At 58.9% G+C, this 26,370-nt stretch carries 27 protein-coding genes and 2 pseudogenes; 11 read left to right on the top strand and 18 right to left on the bottom strand.

All coding sequences use genetic code 11. The annotated features are described in order from the left end of the window. Positions 1 to 10 precede the first annotated feature (10 nt). The 7 genes from murA to J2Y56_RS18635 all read right to left on the bottom strand — a co-directional run bounded on the left by murA (position 11) and on the right by J2Y56_RS18635 (position 4,680). Complete coding sequence (murA, locus tag J2Y56_RS18665) at positions 11 to 1,276, bottom strand: UDP-N-acetylglucosamine 1-carboxyvinyltransferase (protein WP_007942739.1); 1,266 nt, start codon at positions 1,274 to 1,276, stop codon at positions 11 to 13. 22 nt (positions 1,277 to 1,298) lie between these two features. Continuing rightward, on the bottom strand, positions 1,299 to 1,538 hold the full coding sequence (locus J2Y56_RS18660) for a BolA family protein (RefSeq protein WP_310351887.1): 240 nt from the start codon (positions 1,536 to 1,538) through the stop codon (positions 1,299 to 1,301). Positions 1,539 to 1,651: 113 nt separating this feature from the next. Then, positions 1,652 to 1,957 carry a lipid asymmetry maintenance protein MlaB gene (locus J2Y56_RS18655; protein WP_007942742.1) on the bottom strand — a complete coding sequence of 102 codons (306 nt, stop codon included), beginning with the start codon at positions 1,955 to 1,957 and terminating at the stop codon, positions 1,652 to 1,654. Continuing rightward, positions 1,954 to 2,595, bottom strand: coding sequence for a phospholipid-binding protein MlaC (locus tag J2Y56_RS18650; RefSeq protein WP_007942743.1), 642 nt, complete (start codon positions 2,593 to 2,595; stop codon positions 1,954 to 1,956). Before J2Y56_RS18650 ends, J2Y56_RS18655 begins: the two co-directional genes overlap by 4 nt. 11 nt (positions 2,596 to 2,606) lie before the next feature. Then, complete coding sequence (gene mlaD / locus J2Y56_RS18645; RefSeq protein WP_007942747.1) at positions 2,607 to 3,074, bottom strand: outer membrane lipid asymmetry maintenance protein MlaD; 468 nt, start codon at positions 3,072 to 3,074, stop codon at positions 2,607 to 2,609. Next, a complete protein-coding gene (gene mlaE / locus J2Y56_RS18640; protein WP_007942748.1) occupies positions 3,074 to 3,871 on the bottom strand; it encodes a lipid asymmetry maintenance ABC transporter permease subunit MlaE in 798 nt (265 codons plus the stop codon). The genes mlaD and mlaE overlap by 1 nt, the downstream gene beginning before the upstream one ends. Further along, entirely contained in the window at positions 3,871 to 4,680 is an 810-nt protein-coding gene (locus J2Y56_RS18635; protein ID WP_007942749.1) for an ATP-binding cassette domain-containing protein, read from the bottom strand. The genes mlaE and J2Y56_RS18635 overlap by 1 nt, the downstream gene beginning before the upstream one ends. A gap of 277 nt (positions 4,681 to 4,957) precedes the next feature. Between J2Y56_RS18635 and J2Y56_RS18630 the strand changes: the two genes are divergently transcribed. From J2Y56_RS18630 to J2Y56_RS18585, 10 genes are all read left to right on the top strand, one after another. Beyond that, the gene (locus J2Y56_RS18630) at positions 4,958 to 5,932 is read left to right on the top strand and encodes a KpsF/GutQ family sugar-phosphate isomerase (protein WP_007942750.1); all 975 of its coding nucleotides are present in this window, start codon (positions 4,958 to 4,960) and stop codon (positions 5,930 to 5,932) included. Beyond that, entirely contained in the window at positions 5,932 to 6,456 is a 525-nt protein-coding gene (locus J2Y56_RS18625) for an HAD family hydrolase (protein ID WP_007942752.1), read from the top strand. Before J2Y56_RS18630 ends, J2Y56_RS18625 begins: the two co-directional genes overlap by 1 nt. 7 nt (positions 6,457 to 6,463) lie before the next feature. Beyond that, positions 6,464 to 7,036: an LPS export ABC transporter periplasmic protein LptC gene (lptC, locus tag J2Y56_RS18620; RefSeq protein ID WP_007942753.1), complete on the top strand. Its 573-nt coding sequence runs from the start codon at positions 6,464 to 6,466 to the stop codon at positions 7,034 to 7,036. Beyond that, positions 7,023 to 7,571 carry a lipopolysaccharide transport periplasmic protein LptA gene (gene lptA / locus J2Y56_RS18615; RefSeq protein ID WP_310351884.1) on the top strand — a complete coding sequence of 183 codons (549 nt, stop codon included), beginning with the start codon at positions 7,023 to 7,025 and terminating at the stop codon, positions 7,569 to 7,571. Before lptC ends, lptA begins: the two co-directional genes overlap by 14 nt. Beyond that, complete coding sequence (gene lptB, locus J2Y56_RS18610; RefSeq protein WP_007942755.1) at positions 7,571 to 8,296, top strand: LPS export ABC transporter ATP-binding protein; 726 nt, start codon at positions 7,571 to 7,573, stop codon at positions 8,294 to 8,296. The genes lptA and lptB overlap by 1 nt, the downstream gene beginning before the upstream one ends. Before the next feature lie 183 nt (positions 8,297 to 8,479). Then, entirely contained in the window at positions 8,480 to 9,973 is a 1,494-nt protein-coding gene (locus J2Y56_RS18605; protein WP_033048669.1) for an RNA polymerase factor sigma-54, read from the top strand. 74 nt (positions 9,974 to 10,047) lie between these two features. Then, the gene (gene hpf / locus J2Y56_RS18600; protein ID WP_007942757.1) at positions 10,048 to 10,356 is read left to right on the top strand and encodes a ribosome hibernation-promoting factor, HPF/YfiA family; all 309 of its coding nucleotides are present in this window, start codon (positions 10,048 to 10,050) and stop codon (positions 10,354 to 10,356) included. 12 nt (positions 10,357 to 10,368) lie between these two features. After that, entirely contained in the window at positions 10,369 to 10,833 is a 465-nt protein-coding gene (gene ptsN, locus J2Y56_RS18595; protein WP_007901530.1) for a PTS IIA-like nitrogen regulatory protein PtsN, read from the top strand. A 2-nt stretch (positions 10,834 to 10,835) separates the two neighbouring features. Then, positions 10,836 to 11,693 (top strand): RNase adapter RapZ, encoded by an 858-nt coding sequence (gene rapZ, locus J2Y56_RS18590; RefSeq protein ID WP_007942761.1) that lies wholly within the window; start codon positions 10,836 to 10,838, stop codon positions 11,691 to 11,693. A gap of 15 nt (positions 11,694 to 11,708) precedes the next feature. Further along, positions 11,709 to 11,984: an HPr family phosphocarrier protein gene (locus J2Y56_RS18585; RefSeq protein WP_007942762.1), complete on the top strand. Its 276-nt coding sequence runs from the start codon at positions 11,709 to 11,711 to the stop codon at positions 11,982 to 11,984. Between the two features lie 53 nt (positions 11,985 to 12,037). Here the strand turns inward: J2Y56_RS18585 and J2Y56_RS18580 are convergent. From J2Y56_RS18580 to pmbA, 3 genes and pseudogenes are all read right to left on the bottom strand, one after another. After that, a pseudogene (locus J2Y56_RS18580) lies at positions 12,038 to 12,349 on the bottom strand (ZIP family metal transporter); the annotation flags it as partial. 146 nt (positions 12,350 to 12,495) lie between these two features. Beyond that, positions 12,496 to 12,573, bottom strand: a pseudogene (locus J2Y56_RS28510) (FagA protein); the annotation flags it as partial. Between the two features lie 245 nt (positions 12,574 to 12,818). Next, entirely contained in the window at positions 12,819 to 14,165 is a 1,347-nt protein-coding gene (gene pmbA / locus J2Y56_RS18575; RefSeq protein ID WP_007942766.1) for a metalloprotease PmbA, read from the bottom strand. Between the two features lie 107 nt (positions 14,166 to 14,272). Here pmbA and yjgA point away from each other — a divergent pair, with 107 nt between their 5' ends. Beyond that, positions 14,273 to 14,797, top strand: coding sequence for a ribosome biogenesis factor YjgA (yjgA, locus tag J2Y56_RS18570; RefSeq protein ID WP_310351879.1), 525 nt, complete (start codon positions 14,273 to 14,275; stop codon positions 14,795 to 14,797). A gap of 51 nt (positions 14,798 to 14,848) precedes the next feature. Here the strand turns inward: yjgA and tldD are convergent, their stop codons facing one another. The 8 genes from tldD to mreB form a co-directional block, all read right to left on the bottom strand. Further along, complete coding sequence (gene tldD, locus J2Y56_RS18565; RefSeq protein WP_150782091.1) at positions 14,849 to 16,291, bottom strand: metalloprotease TldD; 1,443 nt, start codon at positions 16,289 to 16,291, stop codon at positions 14,849 to 14,851. 18 nt (positions 16,292 to 16,309) lie between these two features. After that, positions 16,310 to 17,158 (bottom strand): carbon-nitrogen hydrolase family protein, encoded by an 849-nt coding sequence (locus J2Y56_RS18560; protein ID WP_007942769.1) that lies wholly within the window; start codon positions 17,156 to 17,158, stop codon positions 16,310 to 16,312. Between the two features lie 100 nt (positions 17,159 to 17,258). Beyond that, the gene (locus J2Y56_RS18555; protein WP_310351876.1) at positions 17,259 to 21,062 is read right to left on the bottom strand and encodes a YhdP family protein; all 3,804 of its coding nucleotides are present in this window, start codon (positions 21,060 to 21,062) and stop codon (positions 17,259 to 17,261) included. Positions 21,063 to 21,137: 75 nt separating this feature from the next. Then, entirely contained in the window at positions 21,138 to 22,595 is a 1,458-nt protein-coding gene (rng, locus tag J2Y56_RS18550; RefSeq protein WP_007942771.1) for a ribonuclease G, read from the bottom strand. 57 nt (positions 22,596 to 22,652) lie between these two features. Beyond that, positions 22,653 to 23,249, bottom strand: coding sequence for a Maf family protein (locus tag J2Y56_RS18545; protein ID WP_310351874.1), 597 nt, complete (start codon positions 23,247 to 23,249; stop codon positions 22,653 to 22,655). Positions 23,250 to 23,446: 197 nt separating this feature from the next. Further along, the gene (gene mreD, locus J2Y56_RS18540; protein WP_007942773.1) at positions 23,447 to 23,938 is read right to left on the bottom strand and encodes a rod shape-determining protein MreD; all 492 of its coding nucleotides are present in this window, start codon (positions 23,936 to 23,938) and stop codon (positions 23,447 to 23,449) included. Continuing rightward, positions 23,938 to 25,092 carry a rod shape-determining protein MreC gene (mreC, locus tag J2Y56_RS18535; protein WP_081502724.1) on the bottom strand — a complete coding sequence of 385 codons (1,155 nt, stop codon included), beginning with the start codon at positions 25,090 to 25,092 and terminating at the stop codon, positions 23,938 to 23,940. Before mreC ends, mreD begins: the two co-directional genes overlap by 1 nt. 142 nt (positions 25,093 to 25,234) lie before the next feature. Beyond that, on the bottom strand, positions 25,235 to 26,272 hold the full coding sequence (mreB, locus tag J2Y56_RS18530; protein ID WP_002555108.1) for a rod shape-determining protein MreB: 1,038 nt from the start codon (positions 26,270 to 26,272) through the stop codon (positions 25,235 to 25,237). Between the last annotated feature and the right edge of the window lie 98 nt (positions 26,273 to 26,370).

Below are 26,370 nucleotides of genomic sequence, written 5' to 3'. Positions count from 1 at the left end.
GCTGCAGAAACTAGCCCGGCACGCGGCGAATCTTGGCGCCGAGCATTTGCAGTTTCTCTTCGATGCACTCGTAACCACGGTCGATGTGGTAGATGCGGTCGATCAGGGTATCGCCTTCAGCGATCAGCGCCGAGATGACCAGGCTGGCCGAAGCACGCAGGTCGGTGGCCATGACTGGCGCGCCTTTGAGCGTCTCGGTGCCAGTAACGATGGCAGTGTTGCCTTCGACCTGGATCTTGGCGCCCATGCGGTGCAGTTCGTAAACGTGCATGAAGCGGTTTTCGAAGATCGTCTCGATCACAGCGCCCGTACCTTCGGCAATGGCGTTGAGGGAGATGAACTGCGCTTGCATGTCGGTCGGGAACGCCGGGTATGGAGCGGTCCGCACGTTGACGGCTTTGGGCCGCTTGCCGTGCATGTTCAGCTCGATCCAGTCTTCGCCGCAGGTGATTTCAGCACCCGATTCCTTGAGTTTCTCAAGCACGGCTTCGAGGATGGTCGGATCGGTGTCCTTGACCTTTACACGGCCGCCGGTCACGGCAGCAGCAACCAGATAAGTACCGGTTTCGATTCGGTCGGGCATCACTTTGTAAGTGGTGGTGTGCAGACGCTCGACGCCATCGATGGTGATGGTGTCGGTGCCAGCGCCGGAAACCTTGGCACCCATGGCGTTCAGGAAGTTGGCCAGATCGACCACTTCTGGCTCGCGTGCGGCGTTTGCCAACACACTGCGACCCTTGGCCAGCGCAGCCGCCATCATGATGTTTTCGGTACCGGTCACGCTGACGGTATCGAAGAAGAAGTTCGCGCCGCGCAAGCCGCCTTCTGGCGCCTTGGCCTTGATGTAGCCGCCTTCGACGTCGATGACCGCGCCCATGGCTTCAAGGCCACGGATGTGCAGGTCAACCGGACGCGAACCGATGGCGCAACCGCCAGGCAGTGCGACTTCGGCTTCGCCGAAACGGGCAACCATCGGACCAAGTACCAGGATCGACGCACGCATGGTTTTAACCAGCTCGTACGGTGCGATCAGGGTCTTGATCGTGCGCGGGTCGATTTCGACGCTGAGCTTCTCGTCGATCACCGGCTCGATGCCCATGCGACCAAACAGCTCGATCATCGTGGTGATGTCGTGCAGGTGCGGCAGGTTGGCCACGGTCACCGGGCCATCACACAGCAGGGTGGCAGCGAGGATCGGCAGGGCAGAGTTCTTTGCCCCGGAGATGCGGATTTCGCCATCAAGACGAACGCCACCGGTAATAATCAATTTATCCATAAGAATCTCGACGCCCTTGGGCTCAGGTGCGCTCGGCCCAGGCCGCGCTGCTGAAAAATTTCATAGTGACCGCATGGATGCTGCCATCGGTGATCCATGGGTTCAAATGGGCATAGATCTGCTGCTGACGCTTCACCGGGCTCAACGCCGCCAGTTCATCGCTAATCACATTCAGCTGGAAATTGCAGCCTTCGCCCTCGACTTCTACCAACGTTCCGGGCAGCTTTCCTTCAAGGAAGCTCTTCACTTCTATGGCCTGCATGCTCAACCTCAATCGGCGCCCTGTGCGCACGGGTCGGACATCATACAAAAAAGCCCCGCGCCTGCGAACCCCGCTAAGCAGGACTCTGACGGGGGGCTTGCTTATAGATGCGGTCAGGGGTGCGCCAACAGCTCGGTCAATTCGCTGACCTGAGCGATTTCACGCATGTCTTCTGGCATCCCGCGAATGCTCAGCGCCTTGCCGGCCGCCTCTGCATCGCGCATGAAGCACAGCAGCAGCGACAAGCCGACGCTGCTGGACTTCGATACTGCCGAACAATCAACCACCAGTTCAGTCGCTGCGCTGGACTTGATCAGCGCCTGTCCCTGCTTGCGCAGATCCGGGCCGGTGAGATAGTCCAGCATGCCACTCAACCGCAGCTCGCCGGATTCGCTCATGCGAATGGCCGACACACTCATTGGGCCTGAGTCTCGGTGGTTGCCTTGGCTTTGGCGACTTCCCCGGCCCAACCATTGATGGTCTTGTCCAGGTCGTTGCCATTGCGCTGCATCGCATCAGCGAACTGATCACGGAACAGCTTGCCGATGTTGATCCCGTTGATGATCACGTTGCGCAGCTTCCACTCGCCATTGATTTTTTCCAGTGTGTAAGACACAGGATAGATCGCGCCACTACTACCTATTACGGTCATGCCAACGCTGGTGCGATCGCCAGACTCGTCTTTGGCGGGGTCAACGGTGATGCCCTGGTTGTTGTACTCAAGCAACGCATTGCCATAAAACTGGAACAGGCCCCTCTTGAAGTTCTCTTCGAAGGTTTTCATCTGCGCCGGCGTGGCTTTTTTTGAATACTTGACCGTCATGATGCTCTTGGAAATACCCTCGGCATCCACCACAGGCCCGACGATCGTGTTCAGCGCCGTATAAAAGTCCTGGGGGTCCTGCTTGTACTTCTCTTTGTTGGCCTTCAGATCGGCCAGCATCCGGTTGGTGGTGTCCTGTACCAGATCGTGCGCGGAAGGCGCCGCTACGGCGTTAGCCATCAACGGCAGTGCCGCGAGTACTATCAACAGGCCACGTCGCAAGGTAGAGATCATTCAAAAGCTCCTCATTTGGCTTCTTTGCTTACAGTATTGAGCAAAAATTTACCGATCAGGTCCTCGAGCACCAGCGACGACTGGGTGTCGTGAATGGTTCCACCTTCCTTGAGCAAGGCTTCTTCGCCACCCACGCTGATACCGATGTACTTCTCGCCCAACAGGCCAGCGGTCAGGATAGATGCAGTGGAGTCAGTCGGCAGGTTATCTACGCGCTTTTCCAGTTGCATGGTCACCCGACCGGTGAAGCTGTCGCGGTCCAGATCGATCGCTGTGACCTTGCCGATGGTTACACCGGCCATGGTCACTTTGGCTCTGACCGTCAAACCGGCAATATTGTCAAAGTAAGCATAAAGTTTATAGGTGTCGGTGCTCGGACTCGGGGACAGACCGCTCACCCGCAACGCCAGCAGCAACAAAGCCAGGATGCCAGCCAGCAAGAAAAGGCCGACACCGATTTCCAGGGTGCGGTTTTGCATCAGAAATCTCCAAACATCAAAGCGGTCAGAATAAAGTCCAGGCCGAGCACAGCCAAAGAGGCATACACCACGGTCTTGGTAGTGGCACGACTGATCCCCTCGGAAGTGGGTTCGCAGTCATAGCCTTGGAATACGGCGATCCAGGTCACGACGAACGCGAAGACGATGCTTTTGATGATGCCGTTGAGCACATCATCAGTGAACGTCACGCTGTTTTGCATGTTCGACCAGTAGGAGCCTTCATATACACCCAGCCAGTCGACAGCCACCCACGAACCGCCCCAGATACCCACCACGCTGAAGATCATCGCCAGCACCGGCAGGGAAATGAAGCCGGCCCACAAGCGCGGGGCAACAATGTATTTGAGCGGGTCGACACCAATCATTTCCAGACTGGACAACTGTTCGGTGGATTTCATGTTGCCGATTTCGGCAGTCAGCGCCGAACCGGCACGCCCGGCGAACAACAACGCCGTCACCACAGGCCCCAGTTCTCGCAGCAACGTGAGCGCAACCATCTGCCCAACCGCCTGCTCCGAGCCGTAGCTCGACAGAATGTTGAAGCCTTGCAGCGCCAGCACCATCCCGATGAACACCCCGGAGACCACGATGATCACCAGGGACATCACGCCCACTGAATGCAGTTGCTTGATCAGCAAGCCAAAACCGCCGCCGATGCCACCGCGACCGAGCAAGGCATGAAACAGGAATATCGTCGAACGACCGAACACCGCCAGCACGTCGATGCCGGCGTGGCCAAACCGGCGCACGCGCTCTATTAGTGAAATCTTGCGCATCAACGCTTCCCCAGAAGATCTGCGCGGTAATCCGTCGCTGGAAAGTGGTATGCGACCGGACCGTCGGGTTCGCCGGTCATGAATTGACGGATCCGTGGCTCCTGCGAGTTCATCAACTCTTCGGGAGTCCCCTGCCCCAAAACCTGGCCTTCGCCGACGACATAGATGTAGTCGGCGATGCTCGCGGTTTCGGCCAGATCGTGGGACACCACGATACTGGTGATACCCAGCGCATCGTTGAGCAGACGGATCAAGCGCACCAGCACGCCCATGGCGATGGGGTCCTGGCCGACAAAAGGCTCGTCGTACATGAGAATCTGCGGATCAAGGGCAATCGCCCGGGCCAGCGCTACACGACGCTTCATGCCACCGGACAATTCGTCAGGCATCAGGTCGATGGCGCCACGCAAGCCCACCGCCTGCAATTTTAGCAGGACGATGTCACGGATCATTTCTTCCGGCAGCTCGGTATGAACGCGCAGCGGAAAGGCGACGTTCTCGAACACATCAAGGTCGGTAAACAGGGCGCCACTCTGGAACAGCACGCCCATGTGCTTGCGCGCATCGAACAGATCACTGCGCGACAACTTCGGCAGGTTCTGGCCGTTGACCCAGACTTCGCCCTTTGTCGGACGCAATTGTGCGCCCATCAACCGCAACAGCGTGGTTTTGCCGCACCCGGAAGGCCCCATGATGCCGGTGACCTTGCCGCGCGGGATACGGATATCGACGTTATTGAAAATGCTGCGCGTACCGCGCTTGAAGGACAGTCCCTTCAGCTCGACCGCGTAGGCGTTATCGGCACTCATCTAAACTCCTTGCGATGCAGCCTCTTACTCGGACGCCTGTCTCTCTGACGAAAGCACATACCTCCCCGGGCAGGCCGAACTGGCCGCGAACTATATCACTGCAAAGGCCATGCGCCCAAGGCCCACGCCGGTCCATGTTCAGCAACATGACAGGCAAACAGCCTTGTTTAGAGGGGATTGTGTAAGCGGGAATGCCAAAGCGTGACGAACTTGCGTGAGGGTTTTGATCATTACCGCTATAATCGCCGCCTTTTCATCAGGCTATACGATTTCTGACATGAGCCAATCCAGCGACCTGATTCAATCAGCACAACGCACCATCCGCCTCGAACTGGAAGCCGTAGAAGGCTTGCTGCCCCACATCGACGCAGATTTTGTACGCGCTTGCGAGATGATTCTGGCCAGCAAGGGCCGCGTGGTTGTGGTGGGCATGGGTAAATCAGGACACATCGGCAACAAGATTGCCGCGACCCTGGCCAGCACCGGCACCACGGCATTTTTCGTCCACCCGGCCGAAGCCAGCCACGGCGACATGGGTATGATCACGCGGGATGACATCATCCTGGCCCTTTCGAACTCCGGTTCCACCAATGAAATCGTGACCCTGCTGCCCCTGATCAAGCGTCTGGGCATTCAATTGATCAGCGTGACCGGCAACCCGGATTCCCCGCTGGCCAAGGCCGCCGAGGTCAACCTCAATGTTCACGTCGAACACGAGGCCTGCCCGCTGAACCTGGCACCCACCTCCTCCACCACGGCCGCCCTGGTGATGGGCGATGCCCTGGCCGTCGCATTGCTGGAGGCGCGCGGCTTTACCGCTGAAGACTTCGCCTTTTCCCACCCCGGTGGCGCGCTGGGCCGACGCCTGCTGCTGAAAGTGGAGAATGTCATGCACGCTGGGCAAGAGCTGCCACAGGTTCAGCGCGGCACCCTGCTTAAAGACGCCTTGATGGAAATGACCCGCAAGGGCTTGGGCATGACCGTCATTCTGGAAGCTGACGGTAAATTGGCCGGGATCTTCACCGACGGTGATTTGCGTCGCACACTGGATCGCAGCATCGACATCCACAGCGCCACCATCGATCAGGTCATGACCGCTCATGGCAAGACCGCCCGCGCCGAAATGCTCGCCGCCGAGGCCCTGAAAATCATGGAAGACCACAAAATCAACGCCCTGGTCGTGGTCGACAGCGAAGACCGTCCGGTCGGCGCCTTGAACATGCACGATTTGCTGCGTGCGGGAGTAATGTAATGAACACGGACCTGCTGCAACGCGGCAAACAGATCAAACTCGCGGTGTTCGACGTCGATGGCGTGCTGACTGACGGGCGCCTGTACTTTCTCGAAGACGGCAGTGAATTCAAGACGTTCAATACGCTCGATGGCCAAGGCATCAAGATGCTGATGGCAGCGGGCGTGCAGACCGCTATTATCAGCGGCCGCAAAACCCCGGTGGTCGAACGGCGCGCGAAAAACCTTGGCATTCCCCACCTTTATCAGGGGCGCGAAGACAAACTGGTAGTACTGGACGAGCTTCTGGCTCAACTCAACCTAAGCTATGAACAAGTGGCCTACCTCGGTGACGACTTGCCGGACCTGCCGGTGATTCGCCGCGTCGGCCTGGGCATGGCGGTAGCCAACGCCGCCAGCTTCGTGCGTGAAAACGCCCATGGCATTACCGTTGCCCGAGGTGGCGAGGGTGCCGCTCGCGAATTCTGCGAATTGATCCTGCGCGCCCAGGGCCGCCTCGATGCGGCCAACGCTGCGTACCTGTGAGCCCATTATGCTGAGCAAAAAGTTTCGTAACATCCTGCTATTCAGTTGCATCGCCGCGCTGTTCGCGGCGGTCGGCTACTGGAACATCAGTCCGGAACGCTTCCTCGACAAGCCTGTGGCCAAGCTCGATGAAAGCACGATCGACTATTACGCGCTCAACGCCCACAGCGTGCAGTTCCTGCCGGACGGCAGACTGCAGTACGAAATGACGTCCGACAAGGTCGAACACTTGAAGGCGTCCGAAGTCACGTTGCTGACTAATCCCGACCTGAACATGTTTCGCGGCACCGAGTTTCCCTGGCACGTCCAGAGTGAACACGGGGAAGTCAACCCGGACGGCACTCAGGTCGAGCTGATTGATTCGGTGCGCATCACCCGTTTCGACGAAAAAAATCGCAGGACCCTGATTACCACAACCCGTATGACTGTGTTCCCGCAGCAGCAATATGCGCAGACCGATCAACCCGTTAGTATCGACGGCGCTGGCGGTGTATCGACAGGCATCGGAATGAAAGCGTATTTGAAAGAAAGCAGGATACACCTGCTATCTAACGTAAGAGGACAGTATGAGGCTCGTTAAAACCCTCCCTATTTTGCTCAGTCTGGGCGCAGCACTGGGAAGCGTGAGCGCCTGGGCTCTGCCGAACGATCAAGAGCAGCCTATCCGCATACAAGCCGACGACGCCCAACTGGACGACAAGAATGGCGTTGCCACCTATAAAGGCGATGTGATCATCACGCAGGGCTCGATTAAGGTCACCGGCAACACCGTGACCATGACCCGCACCCCGGCTGGTGACATCGACGTGGTGACTTCGGTGGGCAACCTCGCCTACTTCGAGCAACTGCAAACCCAGGGCGATTCCAAGCCTGTCCAGGGCTGGGGTGTGACCATCCAGTACCATGCCGCGCAAAATCGCGTCGTTCTGATCGACAAGGCAAAAGTGGTCGACAAGGACAACAACATCACCCAAGGCGAGAAAATCGTCTACGACACCGAGAAAAAGCTTGCCAGCGCCGGTCGCGCTACAGGCAGCAAGGTGACCGAGTCGCGTCCGCGTATCGATATGGTGATCCAGCCCAAGCCGAAAACCGACGAGAAAAAGGCCCCGTAATGGCAACTCTGAAAGCTCAGCATCTGGCCAAGAGCTACAAGAGCCGCCAGGTCGTGCGCGACGTCAGCCTGTCGATCGACAGCGGTCAGATCGTCGGCCTGCTGGGGCCTAACGGCGCCGGCAAGACCACGTGTTTCTACATGATCGTCGGCCTGGTGCAGGCTGATCAGGGCCGCGTTCTGATCGACGATCTGGACGTCAGCCACCAGCCAATGCACGGTCGCGCAAAGGCCGGTATCGGCTATCTGCCGCAAGAAGCGTCGATCTTCCGCAAACTCTCGGTGGCCGACAACATCATGGCCATCCTCGAGACGCGCAAGGAACTCGACAAGGCCGGGCGTCGCAAAGAGCTGGAAAGCCTGCTGCAGGAATTTCATATCAGCCACATCCGCGACAACCTTGGCATGAGCCTGTCGGGTGGTGAACGCCGCCGCGTGGAAATCGCCCGGGCACTGGCTACCAACCCGAAATTCATCCTGCTCGACGAACCCTTCGCCGGCGTGGACCCGATTTCGGTCGGCGACATCAAACAGATCATCTACCACCTCAAGGCCAAGGGCATTGGCGTGCTGATCACTGACCACAACGTCCGTGAAACCCTGGATATCTGCGAAACAGCCTACATCGTCAACGATGGCCAGCTGATCGCCGAAGGCGATGCCGCCACTATCCTGGCCAATGATCTCGTCAAGGAAGTTTATCTGGGCCATGAGTTCCGCCTGTAAGCGTTGAGGTGTCTGGCTAGTCGACTGAGCGCTAATCGCGGTAAAAATCAACAGGTTTTTATTGTTACGGCGCTCTAGGCAAACACTTCAGTTTCAGGCATATAATTTGCTTATGTTTGGCGCTCCGGCGCCCTGTAGTGGATGGCGCATGTGCGCCGGCGAATAAGGTGTTAAGCCCCTGCCATGAAACCATCGCTAGTCTTGAGAATGGGCCAGCAGCTGACGATGACACCGCAGCTGCAACAGGCCATCCGCCTGCTCCAATTGTCGACCCTGGATCTGCAACAGGAAATCCAGGAGGCCCTGGAGTCCAATCCGATGCTCGAACGCCAGGAAGAAGGCGACGACTTCGACAACGCCGACCCCTTGGCCGACAAAGCCGAGCAGCCACCCAACGCCGACATTCAGGAACCCTCCTACCAGGAAACCGCCCCGACGGTGGACAACCTCGATGAAGGCGACTGGAACGAACGCATTCCCAATGAGCTGCCGGTCGATACCGCCTGGGAAGACGTTTACCAGACCAGCGCCAGCAGCCTGCCGAGCAACGATGACGACGAATGGGATTTCACCACTCGCACATCGGCCGGCGAGAGCCTGCAAAGCCACCTGTTGTGGCAACTGAACCTGGCACCGATGTCCGACACCGATCGCCTGATCGCCGTGACCCTGATCGACTGCATCAACAATCAGGGCTATCTGGATGAAACCCTCGAGGAAATCCTTGAAGCCTTCGATCCGGAACTGGACATCGAACTGGACGAAATCGAAGCCGTCCTGCATCGCATCCAGCAATTCGAGCCAGCCGGTATCGGCGCTCGCAACCTGGGCGAATGCCTGCTGCTGCAATTGCGCCAATTGCCAGCCAAGACGCCTTGGCTCGCCGAAGCCAAGCGCTTGGTCAGCGACTACATCGATCTGCTCGGCAGCCGCGACTACTCCCAGCTGATGCGCCGGATGAAGCTCAAGGAAGATGAACTGCGCCAGGTCATCGAACTGGTCCAGAGCCTCAACCCGCGCCCCGGCTCGCAAATCGAATCCAGCGAAGCCGAGTACGTCGTCCCCGACGTTATCGTGCGCAAGGATAACGAACGCTGGCTGGTGGAGCTGAATCAGGAATCGGTGCCACGGCTGCGGGTCAACGCCCAATACGCCGGGTTTGTCCGTCGCGCCGACACCAGCGCCGACAACACATTCATGCGCAATCAGTTGCAAGAGGCCCGCTGGTTCATCAAGAGCCTGCAAAGCCGTAACGAAACACTGATGAAAGTCGCCACCCAGATCGTCGAGCATCAGCGCGGCTTCCTGGAATACGGCGACGAAGCCATGAAGCCGCTGGTCCTGCATGACATTGCCGAAGCCGTGGGCATGCACGAATCGACGATTTCACGGGTGACCACGCAAAAATTCATGCATACCCCTCGGGGTATATACGAGCTGAAATACTTTTTTTCCAGCCACGTCAGCACGTCCGAAGGCGGTGAATGCTCGTCCACAGCGATCCGCGCGATCATCAAAAAACTGGTTGCCGCGGAAAATCAGAAAAAGCCGTTGAGTGACAGCAAGATCGCTGGTTTACTGGAGGCACAAGGCATTCAGGTGGCTCGCCGCACCGTCGCCAAGTACCGCGAGTCCCTCGGGATCGCGCCTTCGAGCGAACGCAAGCGGTTGATGTAGAGCCACGCCACAGCGTTCCAGTGGTAGATCATCTGATCTACCGCTTTATGCACTGGCAACGAAGGAGAAGCTGTATGCAAGTCAACATCAGTGGACACCAACTGGAAGTGACCGAACCCCTGCGCGCCTACATCGGCGAAAAACTCGAACGATTAGAGCGGCATTTCGACAAGATAACCAACGTGCAGGTCACGATGACGGTCGAGAAGCTGAAGCAGAAAATCGAAGCCACCCTGCATATTCCCGGCAATGAAGTGGTCGCAAACGCGGAACATACCGATATGTACGCGGCGATCGATTCACTGACCGACAAGCTGGATAAACAACTCAAAAAGCATAAGGAAAAGACCCAGAGCCTCCTCCAGGGCGCAACCGGTCGTTAACCCCCCCAATCCATGATCCGACTAGAAACCATCCTGACCCCCGGCCGTTCTCAAGTGAACGCGCCGGGTGGCAGTAAAAAGAAAGCCCTCGAGCAAATTGCCAACCTTATCCACCGCGAAGTACCGGATCTGGAAATGCAGGACGTCTTCGAGGCCCTGATTGCCCGTGAGAAACTCGGTTCTACCGGTTTCGGCAACGGCATCGCCATCCCCCACTGCCGGCTCAAAGGCTGCACCTCGCCAATCAGTGCGCTGCTGCACCTGGAAGCCCCTATCGATTTCGACGCCATCGACGGCGCCCCGGTTGACCTGCTGTTTGTGCTGCTGGTCCCGGAAGCCGCCACCGATGCACACCTGGAATTGCTCCGCCAGATCGCCAGCATGCTTGATCGCAAGGAGGTGCGTGAAAAACTGCGCAGCGCCCCGAGCAATGAAGCGTTGTATCAGGTTGTCCTGGACGAGCAGAACGGTCACTAATCATGCGCCTGATCATCGTCAGCGGCCGCTCCGGCTCAGGTAAAAGCACCGTCCTCGATGTTCTCGAGGACAACGGCTACTACTGCATCGACAACCTGCCCGCCGGCCTGCTGCCGGAACTCGCCGAACGAGCGCTGATTCATACCGAACTGCTGCAACCGCTTGTCGCTGTGTCCATCGACGCGCGTAACCTGCCGAGCCACCTTTCGCGGTTTCCCGAACTGCTCGAGGAAGTCCGTAGCCGGCATATCAAATGCGATGTGCTGTACCTGGACGCCGACGAAGAAACCCTGCTCAAGCGATTTTCCGAAACCCGCCGTCGTCACCCGCTGAGCACCGCCAACCGTTCGTTGGCCGAGGCAATCGAGGACGAAAGCAATCTGCTGGGGCCCATCGCCGATCTGGCAGATCTCAAAATCAATACCACCAACCTGAACCTGTATCAGCTGCGCGATACCATCAAGCTGCGCCTGCTGAATCAGCCGGAAGCCGGTACTGCGTTCCTGGTCGAGTCATTCGGTTTCAAGCGTGGCATGCCGGTGGACGCGGACCTGGTGTTCGACGTGCGCTGCCTGCCCAACCCCTACTGGAAGCCAGAGCTGCGTGCGCAATCCGGGCTCGATCAACCGGTGGCCGAGTACCTGGCAGCCCAACCGGACGTCGAAGAGATGTTCCAGGACATATCCTCGTATTTGCTCAAGTGGCTGCCGCGCTTTGCCGCGAGCAACCGCGCTTATGTCACCATCGCCATTGGCTGCACCGGAGGACATCACCGCTCCGTCTACCTGACCGAACGTCTGGGCCAGGTTCTGCAACAATCCCTGAAGAACGTCCAGGTCCGCCACCGCGACCTCAGCTAAAGGATTCACATCGCGATGCCTGCTCTGGAAATCGAAATCATCAACAAGCTGGGCCTGCACGCCCGTGCTTCTGCAAAATTTGTTGGCGTTGCCGGTGAATTCAAGGATTGCACGATTAGGGTAGGACGCACGCCGGAAACTACGGTCGACGGCAAAAGCATCATGGCCATGATGATGCTCGCTGCGGGCAAGGGCACCAAAATCCACCTGAGCACTGAAGGCGAGCAAGCTGATGAAGCGCTGCAGGCATTGGTGGATTTGATCAACAGATACTTCGACGAAGGCGAATAATACCGCGCCTGTAGCAGCTGCCGAAGGCTGCGCCAGCTGCTACAAAATTCGTGTCAGGCCAACGCCGTATCCATCACCATCATCAGACAAAACCCGATCAGCAAGCCAAGGCTAGCGAGCTTGTCGTGACCATTGCGTCGTGACTCGGGAATCACTTCGTGGATGACCACCAGTAGCATTGCCCCCGCCGCCAGCGCCAGGCCTAAAGGCAACAACAGCTCGGCAAAGCTCACCAGCCACGCGCACAACAGCGCGAATATCGGTTCGACCACGCCTGACGCCGCACCGATCAGAAATGCCTTGACCCTCGACATCCCCGCCCCGGCCAACACCAACGCAATCACCAGCCCTTCTGGCACATCCTGCTGTCAGTACCGATGCAAAACTGACCCACCCTACCGGTTGAAAACTGACCCACTTGGGCAAAATGCAGCTTTTGCGAGCTGCCCATGCTGTCCCAGGAGCAACACGTGGAAATCAGTGTTCTTATTCGTCAGGGTTTGTCTATTCGGTCCATCGCGCAACGGATCTGGCGACTCATCCAGCGCCAGCTTTCGAGGTACGGTTGCTCGTGCAAGGCAGAACTCATGATCCGGGCTCATTTGGTAATGAGATTTATTATTGGATGATAATGAGAAACAAAACAACTCGCTACTTGCTCAGTGTTAGTTATGGGAGCGAGCCTGCTCGCGATGGCGCAGTGTCAGTCGACATCGTTGGCGGATGTTCCACCGCAATCGCGAGCAGGCTCACTCCTACAGGGGGCTGGTGCCAGGCGCATAAAAAAGGCGCGCCACCCGATGGGGTGGCGCGCCTTTTGTGTAGCGGTAAGGGTTAGCTACCCGCCACTGTCATCCGCTCGATCAGCACCGAACCGGTGCGAATGTTGCTGCGCAACTCCAGGTCATTACCGACCGCAATGATCTGTTTGAACATGTCACGCATGTTGCCGGCAATGGTGACTTCCTGCACCGCGAACTGGATCTCACCGTTCTCGACCCAGAAACCCGCCGCGCCTCGGGAGTAATCGCCGGTGACCATGTTCAGGCCCTGGCCCATCAGCTCTGTGACCAACAAGCCACGCCCCATGCGGCGCAACAAAGCGGCCTGATCTTCATCCCCGTGGGTGACGAACAGGTTGTGCACGCCGCCGGCGTTAGCGGTGCTCGGCATCCCGAGCTTGCGCCCGGAGTACGTGCCCAGAATGTAGGAGACCAACTCACCCTTTTCGACGAACGGTTTGGCGTAAGTCGCCAGGCCATCACCATCGAATGCGGAACTGCCCATGGCGCGCATCAAGTGCGGACGCTCATCGATGGTCAGCCATTCCGGGAACAGCTTCTGACCCAGCGTGCCTTCCAGGAACGATGATTTGCGATACAGACTGCCGCCGGAAATGGCCGACAGGAAGCTGCCGAACAAACCACCGGCCAGTTCAGCGGAAAACAGCACTGGCACTTCGCAGGTTGGCACCGGACGTGCGCCCAGACGGCTCGCGGCCCGTTGCGCGGCACGCTGACCGATGCTCACCGGGTCGGCCAACAAATTGCCCTGACGGTTCACGTCGTACCAGTAATCGCGCTGCATCTGGCCATCGGCCTCGGCGATCATCACGCAGCTCAGGCTGTGGCGCGTCGACGCATAGCCACCGATAAAGCCGTGGCTGTTACCGTACACGCGGCATCCCTGATGGGTGCTGAGCGTGGTGCCGTCGGCATTCTTGATCCGGCTGTCGGTGGCAAACGCGGCGGCTTCGCAGGCCAGCGCTTGTTCGATGGCTTGTTCCGGGGTGATATCCCATTGGTGGAACAGGTCAAAGTCCTGAAGATCGCGAGCCATCAGCGCGGCATCAGCCAGGCCCGAAGCCTCGTCTTCGGAAGTGTGCTTGGCGATGGCCAGTGCCGCCGCGACGGTTTCGCGAATGGCGTCAGGACCGCTCGCCGAGGTACTGGCCGAGCCTTTGCGCTGGCCGACGTACAAGGTGATGCCAAAGCCTTGATCGCGATTGAATTCGACGGTTTCGACCTCACGCTGGCGCACCGACGTCGACAAGCCCTGCTCCAGCGACACAGCGACTTCGCAGGCGCTGGCGCCCTGACGCTTGGCTTCAGCAATGATCTGCTCGACTTGTTCTTGCAGTGCCGGCAACGCTTGTGGGCCGACGCTTTCAACTGCACTCATGCTGTTCTCCACTCAAATTCTGCTTTCGGTATGGCCTTCGAGCGACCGGGCCGGACAAGCGGCCCCCGACTGGTTATCATGGCGGCGTTTCTTTGCGGACGGCCACCATGGTTGATTCTTACGACGACTCCCTCGATACGGGAGAAAAAAGCAAATCCCAGGTTAAACGCGAGCTTCATGCTCTGGTTGACCTTGGCGAGCGCCTCACAACACTCAAGCCTGACTTGCTGGCAAAACTGCCGTTGACCGACGCTATGCGCCGGGCACTGGCCGATGCGCCCAAGCACACCGCGAATATCGCGCGTAAACGGCACCTTATGTTCATCGGCAAACTGATGCGCGATCAGGACACTGACGCCATTCTGACGTTGCTCGATCAACTCGATGCCTCCACCCGGCAGTACAACGAACGTTTCCATGGCCTGGAACGCTGGCGCGATCGCTTGATCGCGGGCGACGATGCAGTCCTGGAGAAGTTCGTGCTCGAATACCCGGAGGCTGATCGTCAGCAATTGCGCTCCCTGATCCGTCAGGCCCAGCACGAACTGGCGACCAACAAGCCACCGGCATCGAGCCGTAAAATCTTCAAGTACATCCGTGAGCTGGACGAGACTCAACGCGGTCTGCGTTAAGTCCCGAATCGGGTGAGTCGCCAAGCGCCTCACCCGAGGCTCCATCCTTTCTTACGACCCTGTGCCACCCACAGTGATCGCATCGATTTTCAGCGTTGGCTGGCCGACACCCACCGGCACCGACTGCCCATCCTTGCCACACGTCCCTACGCCGCTGTCCAGCGACAGATCGTTACCGACCATCGACACCTTGCTCATGGCTTCCGGGCCGTTGCCGATCAATGTCGCGCCTTTGACCGGCGCAGTAATCTTGCCGTCTTCGATCAGATACGCTTCGCTGGTGGAGAACACAAACTTGCCGCTGGTGATGTCGACTTGCCCACCACCGAGGTTGGCGCAGTAGATGCCGCGCTTCACCGAAGCGATGATTTCTGCCGGATCACTTTCGCCCGCCAGCATGTAAGTGTTGGTCATGCGCGGCATTGGCAGGTGTGCATAAGATTCGCGTCGACCGTTGCCGGTACGGGCCACGCCCATCAGGCGGGCGTTGAGCTTGTCCTGCATATAGCCTTTGAGTACGCCGTTTTCGATCAGGGTGGTGCACTCGGTCGGGGTACCTTCGTCATCGACGCTCAGGGAGCCGCGTCGGCCTGCCAGCGTGCCGTCATCGACGATGGTGCATAGTTTGGACGCAACCATCTCGCCCATGCGCCCGCTGTAGGCGGAGCTGCCCTTGCGGTTGAAGTCGCCTTCCAGACCGTGGCCGACCGCTTCGTGCAGCAGCACGCCGGACCAGCCGGAACCCAACACCACCGGCAACGTGCCGGCCGGAGCCGGAATGGCTTCAAGGTTGACCAGCGCCTGACGCAACGCTTCACGGGCGTAGCCCATGGCGCGGTCGTCACTGAGGAAATAACGGTAATCGGTACGCCCGCCGCCGCCATGTCCACCGCGCTCGCGGCGACCGTTTTGCTCGACGATCACGCTCACATTGAAGCGCACCAGCGGCCGCACGTCGGCGGCCAGGCCTCCATCGGTGGACGCGACGAGGATACGTTCCCACACACCCGCCATGCTCACGGTCACTTGCTGGATACGCGGGTCGAGGGCACGAGTGGCGGCATCGATGCGCTTGAGGAGTTCGACTTTCTCGGCGCGGGTCATCACTTCCAGCGGGTTATCCGGCCCGTACAACTGGGCGACGTCCTGAGTCGTGAACGCCTGTACCGTACCATTCTGCCCAGCGCGGGAGATCGAACGCGCGGCACGGGCCGCCGCACCGAGGGCTTCCAGGGTGATGGCATTGCTGTAGGCAAAACCGGTTTTTTCACCCGACTGTGCACGCACGCCGACACCTTGGTCGAGGTTGAAGCTGCCTTCCTTGACGATCCCGTCTTCCAGCGCCCAGGACTCGGAAATCTGCCCCTGGAAATACAGGTCGGCGGCATCGATGCCCGGGCCGGCCAGATCGCCGAGCACGCCTTGCAGGCTCTCGATCGTTACGCCGCCGGGCGCCAGGAGGTGTTCACTGACTGAGGACAACAACTCGCTCATATGCTTTACGCCTTAAATTCATCGTTCTGAGGCAGGTCGCTGAGCGCCCTGCGAGAAAAAGCGCCGGTGACTGGACACCGGCATCCGCGCCCTGATGGACGCCTGTTCGCTGCTATCGCGTTCGGCCAGCAGCACGGCCTCGCCTTGATCCTGTTGCGCCAGCACCCGCCCCCAGGGGTCGATGATTGCGGCATGCCCCCAGGTTTCGCGCGGCCCCGGATGAATCCCACCCTGGGCGGCCGCCAGCACATAACACTGCGTCTCGATGGCGCGAGCGCGAATCAGCACATCCCAATGCGCCGCACCGGTCACCGCCGTAAACGCCGACGGCGCGGTAATCAGCTCCGCTCCAGCGGCGCGTAATTCGCTGTACAGCTCCGGGAAGCGCAGGTCATAACACACCGTCAGCCCGACTCGACCGACCGGCGTATCCGCCACCACCACCCCACTGCCATAAGCATAGTCATCGGACTCGCGATAACGCCCACGATTGTCTGCCACGTCTACGTCGAACAAATGCAGCTTGTCGTAACGCGCCACCGTCTCGCCGTGATCATTCACCAACAGCGAGCAGGCATGCACTTTCGCCGTCGGTTGATCCACTGGCGGCAACGGCAACGTGCCGGCCACTATCCATAATTTGAGGTCGATGGCTGTCTGTTTCAACCATGGCAGGATCGGGCCGTCGCCCAACGCTTCGGCACGGCCGATGTCGGCAATGTCGCGTCGGCCCATCGCGGCGAAATTTTCCGGCAACACGGCGAGTTGCGCACCGCCGGCCGCCGCCTGTTCAAGCAGCCGGCGTGCCTGGGCCAGGTTGGCCTGAACGTCGCTCTGGCTGACCATCTGAATCACCGCTACCGACATGGCCTTTCCTTACTTGAGAAGAGTCCGCCACCTGTAACAGCGGTCGAAGGCTGCTACAGGACCTGCGTCATGCTACTCCATCAGCGTAAGACGTGGCTTTTCAAAAAGGCTTGTCGAAGGTGATTTTCGGATCTTTCCAGGGCCCTTTTACGTTGTATTGCACACTGGCAAAACGGGCCATGCGGTCACCCATCAGTTTATCGATCAGGAACAACGCGCCGCCGACTGCCGGAGCGCCAACGATCAACGCCGCGATCGGCAAGTTAGTGGCCACCGGCAAACTGACCAGTAACTTGGCATCAATCTGATCACCCACCAGGTTCAGGGTGCCATTGAGTTCAATGTTGCTGGACGGTCCGGTCATCCGGATCGGCTCACGGGTGACGTAGACGCCATTGGTCGCGACCAGCACACCTTTGACCCGGTCATAACTCAGGCCTGAGCCGAACAAGTCGGAAAAGTCCAGGCGCAAGCGCCGACCGATGGAGTTGAAATTAAGCAGGCCGAAGACTTTCAGGGCCTGGGCACTGGCGTCGACCTCAACAATCTGGCCCTTGGTGAGCGTTGCATCAAGGGTGCCGGAGAAACGCTTGCTGGCCAGCCAGGCCGGCGAACCAGGCCAGCGACCATCAACATCCAAATGAAACGATTCACTCGTGACACTGGGCGCAAAGCCCCAGTTTTTGAGCGCATCGGCAAGATTCTTGCCGCTGATCCGCCCCTTGTACCAACTGCTGGAGCTACCGGGAACGCCTTCCCAGCCACCACTGCCTTGCAAAAGAATCCCTTTGAGGCCCATGTCCAGCGCATTGAGCGCAATGCCCCTCGCGGTCGGACGAATTTTCATTGACCAGGCGCCCACCAGATCCGGCCCCAGGAACAGCTGGTTAATGGTGATGTCCAGTGCCGGAATCTTCGTCGGGTCCACCGTGACCAATGGATCGGGCGCGTTTTCGTCGGTCACGACCTTGGGATCCGCTGCGGGAAGGCGTACGTATTGCAGATTGACCGTGATTGGTGCGCCTTTCGCATCCGGAACACCGACGGAACCTTTGACCTGCTGACTGTCGAGTTGCAGCGCCCAACTGGCGGGCTTTCGGTTCAGCTGCACAGAAGCCTGATCGAGGGTAGCGCCCAGAGCACTGAGCTTGCCAACCTTGAAGTCCGCACTGCTGAGCAACTGTTTGGCACTGTCGCCCGACACCTGGCCGGCGTACTTATCCAGCAAATCCTTCCACGGGCCGACATCCAGCTCCGACAGCACGCCCCGCACCCGCAGACCTTTGACACCGGGCAATACGGCCTCGCCACCACCGAGAAACAGCTCACCGCGCCCCCCGGCAAAATTTCCGTCCGGTGCTGCATATGTAAAGTTCGCCAACTGACCGTAATTAACCCAGTAGCGCCGCTCCGGACCTTGCAAGGTCATGCGAAACGACGTGTCGCGGCACGTACCGGCCGTCAGGCCGAACGGGGCCGGCAGGTCGATTGTCGCGCCTTTGAGGCAGGAGTTGACCATCAACTGACTGTCAGCACCGGCCAGGTTCAGTTCCAGCTCATACGGAATCACTCCGGAAACCGGTAGCGGCTGAGTCACGCGCAACCAGTCAGTGAGCTTTTTGACCTCGACCTGACCGGTGGCCATGACGCGTGTCTTGAGATTGCCCGCATTGCCATCGGCAAAAATCTGCGCAGTGACAGGCTTGTCAAAGACGCGGGCGCTGATGCGCTGCCCGCTTAATCCCTTGGTGCTATCAAAGCGGAAGTCCCCCTTGAGTTGAGTGAACTCCAGCACAGGTTCAGCCATTTTCAGACGCGCCTTGGCGGTCTTGAAGTCGACGATAATCTTCGGCAGCTCGCCTTTGGCCAGCGGGATATCCAGTTTCAACTTGCCCTGTAGATCGCCCTCACCTTCCCACCCGGCGAAGGTTGCCGCAGTGCCTATCGGCGCTTCCTGAAGAATTTTCAGGCCATCGCGCAAGCCACCGGCGAATCCACCGTCGAGGTATAGATGAGAGGTTTTGCCATCAGGCACATGAGGAATATCGACATAAATATCGCGCACCTGGGTATCGAGCAACTGGCCCTTGCTGGCCAGAACCCGAACGCCACTGTCTTCAACAAACACATCACCCGTGACCTTGCTGACATGTGGCCAGCCCGGCTGGAAAGCCAGTTCGGCATCGTGCACCTTGAAGAACAGGCTGATGCTGCGGTCAGTATCGCCGGCGCCAGATTTCAGCGACCCCTGATACTGGAAGAAACCTTCGTCCACCGCGCCTTTGATAATCGCCGTTCGCAGCCATTCGTCCAGCGCCGGGCCGAGCATTGTCGGCAGGTACTTGGCGGTGTAACGACCATCCCCATCAACCATGCCGACCCGAAGATCCATGTAATCATCCTGAGCAGGATCGAAACGCAGGCGAATCAGGAAGTCGCCGGCAATCTTGCCTTCTTCGCCGAGCACCTTGAGGTACGGCGCGATCAGGGTGAAACCTTCTTTGTCGAGCTTCCAGGTCAGCGTCGCGTTGGCCTGAATGTATTGCCATGGCTTGGCGAAAATGGGGGTCAGGTGCAGGACAAAGTCCTTGCTGTCCATGCGCAGCTCGCCCTTGCCCAGGTCGCCGCTGATGCTGCCGCTGACATTTCGCGCCGCCGGAGCACCGTAATAAGCGTCAAAACCTACCCGGTCGAGGTTCGCGGCGAAGCTGAACTTGCTGTCATCGGTGGCATTGGGTTTGAAGTCGATGAGCACATTGCGCAACCCGCCGGTCACCTTGAGCTGTTCGACCGCCGTGGCAACACCTTCGGGCAGTGGACCCAAGGCGTTCAGCAACGGCGTAAGCGGGGTGAGGTCGATGCGGTCGGCTTGCAGGTGCCAGATTTCTTCGGCCTTGTCCGTGGCTGAAGTTTGTTTGAATTGCACATGCGATTCCCAGCGCGTCTCGCCGAAGGTCATGGCCAGGGGATCCAGCGTGACCACGACACCTTCCGCACTGCGCTGAAAATAACCAGTGAGCGCCAGATTGTTGATCTGAATCGGCTTGCGTTCCGCGTAAGCCCCTTTGAGCTGCAGTGCGTTCAAGCGGATTGCAGCGCTTTGCAGTGTGCCCTGCCCCCAATTGGCCCAGAGCTCGCCGCCGGCCTTGATCTCGGAAAAATTCCATTCTTTGGTCAGTCGCTCGGGCAGCCATTTCGACCAGTCGCTCTGCGGCAAGCTCAGGTAGGCTTCTGCTGCACCGTCGCGCCATTCACTGGCGCGTATTCGGGTGCGCACGCTCATGGCGACGGGCTGGCCGTCAGGCAAGGTCAAACGGGCATCAAGGCGCTGGCGGGCGGCACCGACTTTCAGATTAAGGCCGACGTAGGTCAGGGTCAGCGGCGGATGATCCAGTGGTTGCAATGTCACCTGACTGTCGATCACCGATAACTGTTGCACCATCTGCAGGCGGTTGAGCAGTTGTTCAGGATCAAGCGGCTGATCCTGCTGCACCGGTAGACCTTCAAGCGCCCACTTCCCGTCGTCGCCTTCCTTGAGGCTGATCTTCAGGCCGTTGAGTTCCAGGTGAGCGATGCGCAACTGGCGAGTCAATAAACTTTCCAACATGTCCGGCACCGCACGGACCTGGTCCAGGCGCAAGGCATTGGCGCCCTCCCCGACTGTCACGTCATGAGCCAGCAAGATTGGCGCAAAACCACTCCAGTTACCTTCCAGCTTGCCGATTTTCAACGGTATGCCCAAGGCCTCGCTGGCTTTGGTTTCGGCTTCTGTAGTGTACTCGGCCACCAGCGGCGTCAGTTCTCGACCAAGGCTGACATACAGCGCCATCAGCACCAATACCAACGCGCACAGGCCCAGACCCCAGCGGGTCACTTCGACCAAAATGCGTGTCAGACGCTCCATGTCAGGTGGCTCCCATGGCGAAAATGCAGCAAAAAGCTGAGGCCAGCCGATTTAACAAGGATGAAACACAGCGATTCAGAGCAACACCACGTCGTATTGTTCCTGGGAATACATGGTTTCCACCTGAAAGCGAATGGTGCGTCCGATAAATCCTTCCAGTTCGGCAACATTACCTGACTCTTCATCGAGCAATCGGTCGACAACTTTCTGGTTCGCCAATACACGATAGCCTTCCGCTTGATAGGCGCGCGCCTCGCGGAGGATTTCTCGAAAAATTTCGTAGCAGACCGTTTCCGGCGTCTTCAGCTTGCCTCGCCCCTGACAGCTGCTGCACGGTTCGCACAACACCTGTTCAAGACTTTCGCGGGTGCGCTTGCGGGTCATCTGCACCAGGCCCAACTCGGTAATGCCGATGATGTTGGTTTTGGCGTGGTCGCGCTCCAGTTGCTTCTCGAGCGTGCGCAATACCTGGCGCTGATGCTCCTCATCTTCCATGTCGATGAAGTCGATGATGATGATCCCGCCCAGATTGCGCAGACGCAGCTGACGGGCAATGGCGGTGGCGGCTTCGAGGTTGGTCTTGAAGATGGTTTCTTCAAGATTGCGATGGCCGACGAAGGCCCCGGTGTTGACGTCAATGGTGCTCATCGCTTCGGCCGGATCGACCACCAGATAACCGCCGGACTTGAGCGGAACTTTGCGTTCCAGGGCTTTCTGGATTTCGTCTTCAACGCCGTACAGATCGAAAATAGGCCGCTCGCCCGGATAATGCTCAAGACGATCAGCGATTTCAGGCATCAGTTCGGCGACGAACTGCGTTGTTTTTTGAAAGGTTTCCCGGGAGTCGATGCGGATCTTCTCGATCTTCGGCCCCACCAGGTCACGCAAGGTCCGCAGCGCCAGGCCGAGGTCTTCGTAGATCACACTCGGTGCGCTGATGGTTTTGATCTGCTCGTTGATCTGATCCCAGAGCCGGCGCAGGTAGCGGATATCCATAAGGATTTCATCGGCGCCCGCCCCTTCGGCAGCGGTGCGCAAAATGAAACCGCCGGCCTCTATGATGCCTTCTTTGGCCACACAGTCGGTGACCACCTGCTTGAGGCGTTCACGCTCGGCCTCGTCTTCGATTTTCAGCGAAATACCGACGTGAGCGGTGCGCGGCATGTACACCAGATAACGCGATGGAATCGACAGCTGGGTCGTCAGGCGTGCGCCTTTTGAGCCGATCGGGTCCTTGGTGACCTGGACCACCAGGCTCTGGCCTTCATGTACCAGGGCACTGATGCTTTCGACGACAGGACCTTCGCGCAGGGATATTTCCGAAGCGTGGATGAACGCCGCGCGGTCCAGACCGATGTCGACGAACGCCGCCTGCATGCCTGGCAAAACCCGTACGACCTTGCCTTTATAAATGTTGCCGACGATCCCGCGCTTCTGCGTTCGCTCGACGTGGACCTCTTGCAGAACACCGTTTTCGACCACCGCCACGCGCGATTCCATCGGCGTGATGTTGATCAGGATCTCTTCACTCATGGCAGGGTCTCGTTCAGGCATATTCACGATAATGGCTGCATCTTGTCAGTACAGCGCTCAGCGCGCGTTAAGGGTTTGCCAACAGGGTATGCCGAAATAGCCGAGAAGTTCTGCGGTTTCGCACAGCGGTAGTCCGACCACAGCCGAGTAACTGCCGTTGAGCCCGGCAACAAATACCGCACCCAGTCCCTGAATTCCGTAGCCGCCCGCCTTGTCGCGAGGCTCACGGCTGGCCCAATAGGCTGCCGCTTCTTCGCCACTGATGTTGCGAAAGCGCACCAGACTGCGCACCACCCGAGACTCGCAGCGCTCTGCGTCGAGTACGGCGATCGCGGTCAGCACTTCATGCTCACGGCCGGCCAACTGCATAAGCATGGCGCACGCTTGGGCTTCGTCCACCGGTTTGCCAAGTATTTTCCCGTCCAGCACCACTGCGGTATCGGCCCCCAAGACGCAAAACTGCGCATCGGACACGACAACGTCCCGCCCGGCCTCGGCCTTGCCACGCGCCAGACGCTCGACATAGGCCGATGGGGATTCTTGAGCTAAAGGGGTTTCATCGATGTCCGCGCTGATGGCGCAGAACGACACGCCGATCTGCGTGAGCAGTTCACGCCGACGCGGCGAGCCTGAGGCGAGGTACAGCTGTTTCATCAAGACATCTCCCTGTTTAGTGCCCTGCCTCACAAATACTGTTCCTTTTTGGCGGCGTCTGTTGCAGCCGTACTGCGTTGCCGCTCCTCGCCATAGCGAGCTATGGCGAGGAGCGGCGCCTTGTCTGGCAACAACAGCCACTCGCCAAAAAAGGGAACGTATTTGCGAGGCAGGGCCCCGGCAAATGCCTGACCGAATTAATTGATTTTGTAGCGTCGACGCAGACCACGCAAACCGTAGCTGACCCATGGCCACAGCAACGCACTGACCAGAGCCGGCAACACCAGCGCCAACGTTGGCTGACGATTACCGGTCAAGGCACTCAGCCACAATTGAACAAGCTGTGCGAGGCCGAAGATCACCAGGATCACCAGGCTCTGCTGCCACATCGGGAACATGCGCAAGCGTTGTTGCAGCGACAGCACCAGGAAGGTGATCAATGTCAGGATCAGCGCATTCTGGCCAAGCAAGGTGCCATAAAGCACGTCTTCAGCCAGTCCCAGGCACCAGGCAGTGAGCATGCCAATTTTTTGCGGCAGGGCCAGCGCCCAGAACGCGAGCAGCAACGCCAGCCACAGCGGACGGAGAATTTCCATGAATTGCGGCAACGGCGAGACGCTGAGTAACAGGCCGACAGCAAACGTCACCCAGACCATCCAGCCGTTTCGGGAGGCTTTGACACCGACCATTATTCTTGTCTCCCAGTGGTAGCCGGCGCGGGGACGGGCGGTTTGGCAGCAGGCTTCACGACGGTGGGTGGCGTTGCTGGCGGTTTAGCGGCTGCAGGGGCAGCCTCCGGCGGCTTCTTGACGCCCGGTTTCGTAGCAGTAGCAGGCTTGGCCGGAGTTGCGGTAGCCGGGGTAGCCGGCACGACAGGTGCGGCCGGCGCGGCAGCAGGTACAACCGCAGCAGGTGTCACAGGAACCGGTTTGGTTACAGTCGCCGGAATGATCGGGCCACCGCCGTGCTGGTCCAGTGCTTCCTGCGCCTGGGCCGCTTCGTTGGCACGTTCCTCGGCTGTGCGGCCGTCGCTGTACACCAGCAGCAAATAACGGCTGCGATTCAACGCGGCGGTCGGTACAGCGCGAACGATCGCAAACGGCTGTCCGGAGTCGTGAATCACTTCCTTGACCGTGGCCACCGGGTACCCCGCCGGGAACCGCTGACCAAGACCAGAGCTGACCAGCAGATCACCTTCCTTGATGTCGGCAGTATCGGCGACGTGACGTAACTCGAGGCGCTCGGGGTTGCCGGTGCCGCTGGCAATCGCCCGCAAACCGTTACGGTTCACCTGCACGGGAATGCTGTGGGTGGTGTCGGTCAGCAGCAATACGCGGGAGGTGTAGGGCATCAACTCGACCACTTGTCCCATCAGACCGCGCGCATCGAGCACCGGCTGACCGAGGATCACACCGTCGCGCTCACCTTTGTTGATGATGATGCGATGGGTGAAGGGGTTCGGGTCCATGCCGATCAACTCGGCCACTTCGACCTTTTCGTTGACCAGCGCCGAAGAGTTGAGCAACTCGCGCAGCCGAACGTTTTGCTCGGTGAGGGAGGCAAGCTTTTGCATGCGCCCCTGCAACAGCAGGTTTTCGCTCTTGAGTTTTTCGTTTTCGGCGACGAGTTCGGTACGGCTGCCGAATTGGCTGGCCACACCCTGCCATAGCCGCTGCGGCAGGTCGGTGATCCAGTAAGACTGCATCAGCACCAGCGACATTTGGCTACGCACTGGCTTGAGCAGTGTGAAGCGGGCATCGACAACCATCAGCGCAACCGATAGCACGACCAGCACCAACAAGCGCACGCCCAGTGAAGGCCCTTTGGTGAAAAGCGGTTTAATAAGCCGCTCCTCCCAGGCAAATGTTCTTTTTATTCATACGGCATCAAACCGAGCTGGATGCAGACTGACAGAAGATAAACGCCAACAGGCAGCACTGCAAAGTGCTGCCTGCGCGCCAACAGCATAGATGCAACCGGCAAGATCACTCGCTGGAAAGCAGGTCCATGGTGTGTTTATCCATCATTTCCAGCGCACGGCCACCGCCGCGAGCAACGCAGGTCAGCGGATCTTCGGCGACGATCACCGGCAGACCTGTTTCCTGGGCCAGCAACTTGTCGAGGTCACGCAGCAGTGCGCCACCCCCGGTCAGTACCAGACCGCGCTCGGCGATATCGGATGCCAGCTCCGGAGGCGACTGCTCCAGTGCGCTTTTCACAGCCTGAACGATGGTGGCCAGGGACTCTTGCAGAGCTTCCAGCACTTCATTGGAGTTCAGGGTGAAAGCACGTGGAACGCCTTCGGCCAGGTTACGGCCACGCACGTCGACTTCACGTACTTCGCCACCCGGGTAGGCCGTACCGATTTCCTGCTTGATGCGCTCGGCGGTGGACTCGCCGATCAGGCTGCCGTAATTGCGACGTACGTAGGTGATGATCGCTTCGTCGAAACGGTCGCCGCCAACCCGTACGGATTCGGCGTAAACCACCCCGTTCAGGGAGATCAGAGCGATTTCGGTAGTACCACCACCGATATCGACCACCATCGAGCCGCGTGCTTCTTCAACCGGCAGGCCGGCACCAATCGCAGCAGCCATCGGCTCTTCGATCAGGAACACTTCACGAGCACCGGCACCAAGGGCCGATTCACGGATGGCACGACGCTCAACCTGAGTGGATTTGCACGGAACGCAGATCAGCACACGAGGGCTAGGCTGCAGAAAGCTGTTTTCGTGAACCTTGTTGATAAAATACTGCAGCATCTTTTCGCAGACGCTGAAGTCGGCGATCACGCCGTCCTTCATCGGACGAATGGCAGCGATGTTGCCCGGCGTTCGGCCGAGCATGCGCTTCGCTTCGGTGCCGACAGCTACGACACTTTTCTGGTTACCGTGTGTCCGAATAGCCACAACCGATGGCTCATTCAGGACGATACCGCGCTCGCGCACGTAAATAAGGGTGTTGGCAGTGCCCAGGTCAATGGAGAGATCGCTGGAAAACATGCCACGCAGTTTCTTGAACATGGGAAAGGGACCCTAGGCAACGCGTGGGTAAAAAAGTGCGGCAAACTCTAACAACGACAGGGATTTTGGGCAAGGCGCCAATATGTTAAATTGGCCGC

This window comes from Pseudomonas sp. BE134, from assembly GCF_031456105.1.
Taxonomy (GTDB): Bacteria; Pseudomonadota; Gammaproteobacteria; order Pseudomonadales; family Pseudomonadaceae; genus Aquipseudomonas.
This window is presented reverse-complemented; position numbering and strand designations above follow the sequence as displayed.